Raw genomic sequence first — 8,684 nt, 5'->3', positions numbered from 1 at the left:
GCCGAGGCCACCGCCGCAGGTGCACTCGGTCTGAGCCTGGGGGGTCGGACCGAATACGCCCACGGGGTCGAAATCAGGCCGACTCTCGGGAACGGGCGCAGCCCGACGCCGTCGGACCTGCAACGTGCAGCGAGACTGTCGACGATCGTGCAGGTATCGGCCGTCGCGGTGTCAGCGATTCTTGCCGTAGCGCTCGGCCAGACGAACATCGTTCGCCGTACGCGGCGCTGACCCCTTTCGGGCCTTCGCGCGCTCCTTGCGCGTCGGCAATCGGAACTCGTCGGCCGGGGGTTTGGTGGTACCGGGTTGGGTGGTACCGGGTTCGGTGGTGCGGGTTTCGGTGGTGCGTGATCGGTCGGACGCTCGGAATTCGTCGGAGAGTCGACCTACCCCGGGGGCGTCGGTCGACGGCTCACGAGCAATGTCCTGCTGCTTGCTCTTGCGTCGCTCGCGCAACTCCGCTCGCACGAAGTACGCGAGACCCAGCGGTGCCATGATGCCGAACGCCAGCCACTGCAATCCATACGACAGGTACGGTCCGGAGTCCGTCTGCGGTAAAGCGATGACGCCCAGCCCACCGGGTTGACCCTCGGCGAGTTGTAGGTAGCCGTCGAGTGCGTCGACCCCGACCGCCGGTCCGATCTGCGCCGGCGCGATGTTGTAGACCTGCAATTGGCCGGCTTCGACGATCGGCTCACGGGACGTGCCCTCCGACCGCCGCAGCCGAGCATCGAGGGTGACCTCGCTCGACGGCGCCGCTTCGATGGGCGGCGGTTCCGTGCCCCGCACCGGCAGAACGTAGCCGCGGTTGACCAAAATCGTGCGACCGTCGTCGAGCTGGAACGGCGTGATGACCTCGTAAGCCGGCTTTTCTTGAATACTTCGCAGCCGAACAAGGGCCTCTCGGTCAGGGAGGTACCTACCTGTTGCGACGACGCGCCGCCACTCGTCTTCCGGGTCGAACCCGGCCTCGTTCGACAACTCCGTGATGGCGACCGGGTCGGCTTCGACCGAGGCGTTGATCAGCTCGTTGCGTTGCGACGTCTCGGTGTTCTTGCCGAGCTGCCACGGCGCGAGCACCGAAAAACACAGATACGCGAACAGTGCCACGACGGCCGCCAACGCCAACCAACCCGGACGCAGCAAAAATCTCAGCCTTCGCACGTCATCTACGGTAGCGGCTCATCGAAAACGGCGTACTCGGGCTTGTCACCGAACCCGATTCTCGATCCACCGGACGAGACCTTGCATCGCCGACTCGATCTGTTCGCGCACCTCGGTGAAGCTGTCGTCGGACGGGTAGTACGGGTCGGCGACCGACACATCGAGGCCTGCTACGTGGAAGTGTTGGGCGAGCACCTTCTCCGCCATCGGGGACCGGCAGATGTTGCCAGTACAGACCACGGTGACGTGCACTCTGTTGTCAGCGCGTGTTGTCACGAAGCACCCGATCGAGCTCGGCCATGGTGCCCACTGCGAAGGCGGCGTCGTCGTTCTCGCCGGCAAGCCCGTAACCCCAGTCGACATAGACGGCAGGAATTCCGAAGCGGGCCGCGCCGTGGACGTCGTGATCACGATCGCCCACCATCAGCACCCCGTTCGTTCCGCCGTCGTGCAGTTCTCGGGGAATGACACCGAGGTTGCGCAGGGAATGTGCGATGACGTCCGGCTTCGCGCGCCTGACACCGTCGTTGCTGGCACCGCCGATGAACTCGAAAAACTCGGACAAGCCGAAGTGGTCGAGAATGCGGTGGGCGAAACGCTCCGACTTCGAGGTCGCCACCCCCAGCCTGACACCACGGCTCTTCAGGTTCTTCAGCACCGGTTCGATGCCGTCGAAGACCGAGTTCTCGGCCCACCCGGTGGCGTCGTACCGCTCGAAGTATGCACGGATCGCAGCCTGCGCCACGTCCTCGGCCAATCCCATCGAACGGAACGTGTCGATCATCGGAGGACCGATGACGCGTGCGCACCGATCCTCGGTCGGTGGGGGTGCCCCGACGGTAGCCAATGCGTGCCGGAAGCCCGCGAGGATGCCCGGCGCCGAATCGGTGAGCGTGCCGTCCAGATCGAACAGAACCACCGTGGCGCGCGTTGCGTCTGGGTTTGTCATGACAAAGACCCTATCGGTGACGGCGGAGACTACGCTCGTCGGCAATGACTGGACCCACCGAATTGGATTCACTGTCGCGTCTTCGCCATCACGGCGACGCCGAAGTGGGCGACGGGCTCGTCGATTTCGCCGTCAACGTGCAGGGTGACGCACCCCCCGCGTGGCTGCGGGAAAGGCTGGCAGCCGGGCTCGATTCCCTCGGCGGGTATCCGAGCGCGTCGGCGGACCGTCGGGCTCGGGAGGTCGTAGCGCGAAGACACGGCCGGACGCCCGACGAGGTGCTGCTGTTGGCCGGCGGCGCCGAAGGATTCGCGATGCTTCCCCGATTACGGCCGCGCTCGGCAGCCGTGATCCACCCGTCGTTCACCGAGCCCGAACTCGCACTGCGCGAGGCAGGCGTGGGGGTGACGCAGGTGCTGCTGCCGGCGCCGTACCGCCTCGACCCGACCTCGGTGCCGGACGAAGCTGATCTCGTGGTGGTGGGAAACCCGACGAACCCGACCTCGGTACTGCACGACCGCGAAGCGATTCTCGCGCTGCGTCGCCCCGGTCGACTGCTCGTCGTCGACGAGGCGTTCGCGGACGCGGTTCCGGGGGAGCCCGAATCCGTGGCCGACGTATCCGCTGCCGACGTATTGGTGCTGCGTAGCTTGACCAAGACGTGGGCGCTGGCGGGCCTGCGCTGCGGTTATGCACTGGGGCACCCGGACGTGCTGCACGAACTCACTCGGGGACGCGCGCACTGGCCGGTGGGAAGTCTGCAGATCGAGGCGATCACGGCATGCAGCGAACCCGACGCTGTCGCGATCGCCGAGCGAAAAGCACGCGAGATCGCAGTGAACCGTGACGCGATGATCACGCGATTGCAGAGCATCGGCATCGACGTGTGCACGCCGGCAGCTGCACCCTTTCTGCTCCTGCAGGTTCCCGACGCCGAAGGTGTACGTCTCCGACTACGAGCCGAGGGTGTCGCGGTGCGTCGCTGCGACACCTTCCCGGGGCTTGCGCCGGACCATCTGCGCGTCGCCGTCCGAAGTCCGAACCAGGTGGACCTGCTCGTCGACGCGTTGAGCCGCGTCGGCGTTCCCACCGCGCCGTCGAAGAGGAAACCGTGACCGAACACAGCCAGTCCGAACTCCAGGTGTCGCTCGCCGACATCGTCGCAGTTCTCGACGTCGCTTACCCGCCGCGGCTCGCCGAGAGCTGGGATTCGGTCGGACTGGTGTGCGGCGATCCGGCCGACCCGGTGCGCTCGGTCGTGTACGCCGTGGACGCCACCGCTGACGTCGTCGACGACGCCATCGCGACGGGGGCGAACCTGCTCGTCGTGCATCACCCACTGCTGCTCCGAGGTGTCGATACCGTGGCAGCGAACACCCCGAAGGGCGCGCTGATCCACCGCCTGGTCAAAGCCGGGTGTGCACTGTTCACCGCCCACACCAACGCCGACAGCGCGAATCCCGGGGTGTCCGACGCTCTCGCGTCGTTGCTCGGCGTCACCGCGACGCGCCCGATCGAACCCATCGACGCGCCCCGGACGGACAAGTGGGTCGTGTTTGTTCCGACGACCGACACCGAGATGGTTCGACGGGCCCTCTTCGACGCCGGGGCAGGCTCGCTCGGGGACTACCGAGACTGCAGCTGGGGCGTCCGAGGTACCGGACAATTCCTCCCCGAGGCCGGCGCCGACCCGACCATCGGCAGCGTCGGAACCGTCGAACGTCTCGAAGAGGATCGCGTCGAAGTGGTCGCCCCGGCATCCGCACGCAGCGCAATCCGCGCGGCCCTTCTCGCAGCTCATCCGTACGAGGAGCCCGCGTTCGACGTGTTCGAGGAAGCGCGGCTACCCACGGCGACAGGGCTCGGACGCATCGGGACACTGGACGCCCCGACCACGTTGCGAGAGTTCACCCAACGGGTTCGTGCCGCACTACCCGACACCGTGTGGGGCGTCCGCGCTGCCGGAGACCCCGACGCCGTGGTATCGACGGTCGCACTCTGCGGCGGAGCCGGCGACTCGTTCCTGGACGCGGTCGGACCACTCGGCGCCGACGTGTTCGTCACCTCCGACCTGCGACATCACCCCGTCGACGAACACCTGCGGCGAGGCGGGCCCGCCGTGATCGACGTCGCGCACTGGGCGTCCGAATGGCCGTGGTGCGCACAGGCCCGAGCGGTGGTCGACGCCGAATTCGGGCACACACCCGGATGGACGAGCCGCGTCAGCGACAAGCGGACCGACCCGTGGACCGTCGGGTCGGTCTCCGGAGTCGGCGTCAGCCGGTAGGCTCGACCGAATCAACTTCCATAGTCGCAGGAGTCATCACGCGTGAATGTCGACCCCCGAGTGCAGGCCTCACTTCTCGAACTGGCCGCAGTGGACACCGAGCTGACGCAGATCGCACACCGTCGTAAGAGCCTTCCCGAGCAGGCCGAGTACGAGAAGCTGGACGCCGAGCGCATCGCACGCAAAGACGCTGCCGTCACCGTGCAGATCGCGATGGACGACCTCGACCGCGACATCAAGAAGCTCGAAGGCGAGGTCGACGCGGTCCGTCAGCGCGAGGAGCGCGATCGAACGCTGCTGGCAGGCGGAACGGTCGCGGCCAAGCAGATGTCGGAACTCCAGCACGAGCTGTCCAGCCTGGAACGCCGCCAGGGCATCCTCGAGGAAGAACTGCTCGAAGTGATGGAGCAGCGCGAGGCGTCCGAGACCGACTACAACCATGCAGGCGCTCAGCTCACTCAGATCGAAGACGAGCTCGTCGACGCTCAGCGACGACGCGACGATGCACTCGCCGATGTCGACGCCGCCGAGCAGCGGGCGACGAAGCGAAGGGCAGAGCTCGCGGCAACGTTTCCCGAAGACCTCATGGCCATGTACGAGAAGCAGCGTGCCTTGACCGGCCGTGGCGCTGCGCTGCTGCAGGCCCGTCGATGCGGCGCTTGCCGGATCGAACTCGACCGAGGCGAGATCTCCCGCATCGCGGCCAAGCCGGCCGACGCCTTGGTGCGGTGCTCCGAGTGCAACGCCATTCTGGTGCGTACCAAGGAGTCCGGTCTGTGACCTCGGCATCCCCGCGGGTTGTCGTCGAGGCCGACGGTGGCTCGCGCGGCAACCCCGGGCCTGCCGGTTACGGAGCCGTCGTGCTCTCCGCGGACCGCACCGACGTACTCGCCGAGCGACGTCTCGCGTTGGGCGTGGCCACCAACAACGTTGCCGAATACCGCGGTCTCATCGCTGGTCTCACTGCTGCGGGAGAGGTCGGTGCCCGCGAGGTCGAGGTACGGATGGACTCCAAACTCGTCGTCGAGCAGATGTCCGGCCGGTGGAAGGTCAAGCACCCCGACATGATTCCTCTCCATCGAGAGGCGTCCGGGCTCGCGCGCGGCTTCGACCGCGTCACCTTCACCTGGATTCCGCGAGCGCAGAACTCGCACGCCGACCGGTTGGCCAACGAAGCAATGGATGCGGCGGCGAACGGTGACGAGCTCGAGGCTGCTCCAGCGCCTGCGCCGGCCTCTGCCCCAGCAACGCAGTCACCCGAGAAGCCCGCAGCACCGGGGTGGACCGGCGCGGTCGGCGAGCCCACGCGTCTGCTTCTGCTGCGGCACGGTCAAACGCCGCTGTCGGTGGACAGGCGGTACTCGGGCCGCGGTAACCCCTCGCTGACCGAACTGGGTCGACGTCAGGCAACCGCAGCCGCGGCGCATCTGGCCGAACGCACCGACATCGCTGCCATCGTGTCGTCGCCCCTGGACCGAGCGCAGCAGACCGCAGGCGCCCTGGCGCAGCGCGTCGGGCTCGAGGTGTCGACACTCGACGAGCTGACCGAGACGGATTTCGGCGCCTGGGAGGGTCTGACATTCAAGGAAGCTTCCACGCAGTTTCCGGACGTCCATCAACGTTGGCTCGGCGACACCTCGGTGTCTGCGCCGGGCGGCGAAAGCTTCGATGTGGTGTTCGAGCGTGTGAAGGCAGCCCGTGACGCATTGGTCGCGACGCACGCAGGATCCACGGTGGTCGTGGTCACGCATGTGACTCCGATCAAGATGCTGCTGCAGCTCGCGCTCGATGTGGGCCCGTCCATACTGTTCCGGCTCCATCTGGATCTCGCGTCCCTCAGCAGCGCCGAGTTCTATCCGGACGGCGGGGCATCGGTTCGGCTCGTGAACAACACGTCATATCTGAACCCGTAGCGAGATCCACAGGGCGGCGACGGATCCGAGGATCGTCAACGGCGTCGTGATCACCCCGAGTGCTGTGAACGTACCGATCGTGACAGGTTCTTCGTAGCGTGCCGCGACGCGCCGCCACAGCATGGTGGCGAGCGAACCGACGTAGGTCAGGTTCGGCCCCAAGTTGACGCCGATGACCATCGCGAGGAGTAATCCGGGTGGCGCCGCCGGGCCGAGCGCCGCGAGAAGCACGAGGGTGGCAGGAAGATTGTTGACGACGTTCGACGCCGCCGCCGCGATCGCCGCCATGACCAGCAGGCCGCCGAACGAGGTATTCGTCGGCAGGATGCCGCTCAACCACTCGCCGATCGGCCCTGATGTGACTGCTTCGACGACGACGCCCAGCAGGAGAACGAAGGCGCAGAACAGGAGATCGGCTGCGCGCAGAACACGGCGGGCGTCGGTTCGGCCTTCCCCGAGCGCGGGCACCGCCAGGACGAGCGAGCCGGCCATCGCCACCCAGAACGGCTCTACGTGAAAGAACCCGGCGACCGCGAACCCCACCAGCGTTGCGCCGAGAACGACGAGTGTTCCCACCGGAGCGTCGACTCTCGGGGCGGCAGGCGCGTCGGTGTGCGTGGCGGCCAGTTGACCGCGAAAGAAGAACCAGAACACGGCCAGCTCGATCAAGATCGACACGATCCACGGCAACGTCATCAGCGCCGCGAAGTGCACAAAGGTCAGCCCGGTGGCGCCGAAGGCCAACAGATTCGTCAAGTTGGACACCGGAAGCAGGGTGGACGCCGAATTGGACAGGTGCGCCGTGGCATAGCTGTGTGGACGTGCGGACAAGCGAAGGGCCCGGGCGGCACCGATGACAGCGGGGGTCAGCAGCACCACCGTCGCATCGAGGCTCAGCACTGCGGTGGTGACTGCTGCCGCACCGAACACCGACACGAGCAATCGATGCGGACTTCCCTTCGCCGACCGACTCATGACCGAGTCGACCCAGGTGAACACACCGAAGACGTCGGCCAGATGTGCCAACACGAGAATGAACGCCAGGAAGACGACCGTCGGTAGCAGGTCGAGCACCTGCTCTCGGGCTGCGTCGACAGTGACCAGACCGGCACCGAGCGCGATGACCGCAGCGGGGCCCGCCACCCACACCTCCGACAGACCCCTCGGGCGAACGATCGCGAAGACGAGTACCGCGGCAACGAGGGCTGCAGCGGCGACGGGTCCGAAGGCTGTGAAGGGTCCGAGGGCGGTGAAGGGGCCGACGGCGGTGCTCACGCGAGCATCTTGACGAGCGTGCGCAGGTTCCTGGTGGTGATGGTTGGTTTGTACCTGGGCTTGGCCGTCAACTTTCCGACGGCGCTCGAGGTCGTGCTGCCCTTGACCACCTCCCAGTACACGACGCCGTCACCCGCTGCGACCTGCTCGACGGCTGGGTCGAGCCGGTCGGAGACGGCAACCAGTTCGGCGAGGTGCCCGGCGTCGCTTCCGAAGACGACGTACGGATGCCAACCGTCGCGCGCTGAATCGAACGGGTAGGCCGCAACAACGGAACGCAGTGTCGACTCGTCCATGACGATGACCCAGGCCTCGTACCCGAACGTCTCGGACAGGGTGCGTTCGATCGACGCCTTCGACTCGGCGAGGTCGATCGAGGACTTCAGCAACACGTTTCCGGTAGCGAGGACAGTGCGCACATCCTCGAAGCCCGCCGACATCAACGTCTTCCGAAGGTCCGCCATCGGGATGTTGATTCCGCCGACGTTGATACCGCGCAGCAGAACGACCTGATCCATGACGTGCACTGTAGTTCGGCGCGGCGACACAGTAGAGTCTGCTACTGCGAACGAGTCGGTTGGACGGCTGCGGCACGAAGAACTGGTGGAGCCCTTCCGCCAAGCTTCGAGCCGAGGAAAGTCCGGACTCCACAGAGCAGGGCGGTTGCTAACGGCAACCCGAGGTGACTCGCGGGACAGTGCCACAGAAAACAGACCGCCCGCGGACTACGCTTTCCTTCGGGCAGGCGTGTTCGGCGGGTCAGGGTGAAACGGTGCGGTAAGAGCGCACCAGCATCCCAGGTGACTGGGATGGCTAGGTAAACCCCGCCCGGAGCAAGGTCGAAGGTCGAACCGCGCGGCTGTCAACAGTCACGAGGTCCGACTGCGCAGGTGCTCGAGGGCTGCTCGCCCGAGCCTGCGGGTGGACTGCTCGAGGTACCCGGCGACGGTGTGCCCAGATGGATGGTCGTCGTTCCGCCCCCGCGTCGAGCGTGGGCGGTTCACAGGATCCGGCGTACATGCCGACTCGTTCGCGCACATTCTCTTCCGCTGTTCGGCCGGCCCCGCGGGTTCCGAACGGCAGGCCATCCGGGCGT

At 66.6% G+C, this 8,684-nt stretch carries 9 protein-coding genes, 1 other RNA gene and 1 pseudogene; 6 read left to right on the top strand and 5 right to left on the bottom strand.

The features are described 5' to 3' along the window. Window positions 1–231, top strand: a pseudogene (locus WBQ44_RS03520) (cobalamin biosynthesis protein); the annotation flags it as partial. Here the strand turns inward: WBQ44_RS03520 and WBQ44_RS03515 are convergent. From WBQ44_RS03515 to WBQ44_RS03505, 3 genes are read right to left on the bottom strand one after another with little or no spacing between them, the layout of a single operon-like run. Continuing rightward, window positions 172–1,164: an SURF1 family cytochrome oxidase biogenesis protein gene (locus tag WBQ44_RS03515; protein ID WP_495565353.1), complete on the bottom strand. Its 993-nt coding sequence runs from the start codon at window positions 1,162–1,164 to the stop codon at window positions 172–174. The pseudogene WBQ44_RS03520 and the gene WBQ44_RS03515 sit on opposite strands and share 60 nt — an antisense overlap. Window positions 1,165–1,209: 45 nt before the next feature. Beyond that, window positions 1,210–1,440, bottom strand: coding sequence for an arsenate-mycothiol transferase ArsC (locus tag WBQ44_RS03510; RefSeq protein WP_495565352.1), 231 nt, complete (start codon window positions 1,438–1,440; stop codon window positions 1,210–1,212). Continuing rightward, complete coding sequence (locus WBQ44_RS03505) at window positions 1,424–2,113, bottom strand: HAD-IA family hydrolase (protein WP_495565351.1); 690 nt, start codon at window positions 2,111–2,113, stop codon at window positions 1,424–1,426. The genes WBQ44_RS03510 and WBQ44_RS03505 overlap by 17 nt, the downstream gene beginning before the upstream one ends. 44 nt (window positions 2,114–2,157) lie before the next feature. On the opposite strand from WBQ44_RS03505, the gene cobC reads away from it, so the two are divergent. Genes cobC through WBQ44_RS03485 form a run of 4 tightly spaced genes read left to right on the top strand, consistent with a single transcriptional unit; the run spans window position 2,158 to window position 6,313 of the window. Continuing rightward, window positions 2,158–3,228, top strand: a complete 1,071-nt coding sequence (gene cobC / locus WBQ44_RS03500; RefSeq protein WP_495565350.1) for an Rv2231c family histidinol phosphate aminotransferase CobC — start codon at window positions 2,158–2,160, stop codon at window positions 3,226–3,228. Next, window positions 3,225–4,400 carry a Nif3-like dinuclear metal center hexameric protein gene (locus WBQ44_RS03495; protein ID WP_495565349.1) on the top strand — a complete coding sequence of 392 codons (1,176 nt, stop codon included), beginning with the start codon at window positions 3,225–3,227 and terminating at the stop codon, window positions 4,398–4,400. Before cobC ends, WBQ44_RS03495 begins: the two co-directional genes overlap by 4 nt. Window positions 4,401–4,442: 42 nt before the next feature. Continuing rightward, on the top strand, window positions 4,443–5,180 hold the full coding sequence (locus WBQ44_RS03490; protein ID WP_495565348.1) for a zinc ribbon domain-containing protein: 738 nt from the start codon (window positions 4,443–4,445) through the stop codon (window positions 5,178–5,180). Continuing rightward, window positions 5,177–6,313, top strand: coding sequence for a bifunctional RNase H/acid phosphatase (locus tag WBQ44_RS03485; RefSeq protein ID WP_495565347.1), 1,137 nt, complete (start codon window positions 5,177–5,179; stop codon window positions 6,311–6,313). Before WBQ44_RS03490 ends, WBQ44_RS03485 begins: the two co-directional genes overlap by 4 nt. Here WBQ44_RS03485 and WBQ44_RS03480 read toward each other — a convergent pair. Together WBQ44_RS03480 and WBQ44_RS03475 are read right to left on the bottom strand one after the other, a co-directional pair. Continuing rightward, window positions 6,296–7,588: an ArsB/NhaD family transporter gene (locus WBQ44_RS03480; RefSeq protein WP_495565346.1), complete on the bottom strand. Its 1,293-nt coding sequence runs from the start codon at window positions 7,586–7,588 to the stop codon at window positions 6,296–6,298. The two genes, WBQ44_RS03485 and WBQ44_RS03480, sit on opposite strands and share 18 nt — an antisense overlap. Further along, window positions 7,585–8,106 (bottom strand): DUF1697 domain-containing protein, encoded by a 522-nt coding sequence (locus WBQ44_RS03475; protein ID WP_495565345.1) that lies wholly within the window; start codon window positions 8,104–8,106, stop codon window positions 7,585–7,587. The genes WBQ44_RS03480 and WBQ44_RS03475 overlap by 4 nt, the downstream gene beginning before the upstream one ends. A gap of 51 nt (window positions 8,107–8,157) precedes the next feature. On the opposite strand from WBQ44_RS03475, the gene rnpB reads away from it, so the two are divergent. Next, window positions 8,158–8,621, top strand: an RNA gene (rnpB, locus tag WBQ44_RS03470) — RNase P RNA component class A. Window positions 8,622–8,684: the final 63 nt, after the last annotated feature.

Origin of the sequence: Rhodococcus sp. (in: high G+C Gram-positive bacteria) (genome assembly GCF_049591685.1) — a bacterium.
GTDB lineage: Bacteria > Actinomycetota > Actinomycetes > Mycobacteriales > Mycobacteriaceae > Rhodococcoides.
The sequence above is the reverse complement of the archived record's forward strand: the minus strand, read 5'-3'. Positions and strand labels throughout refer to the sequence as shown.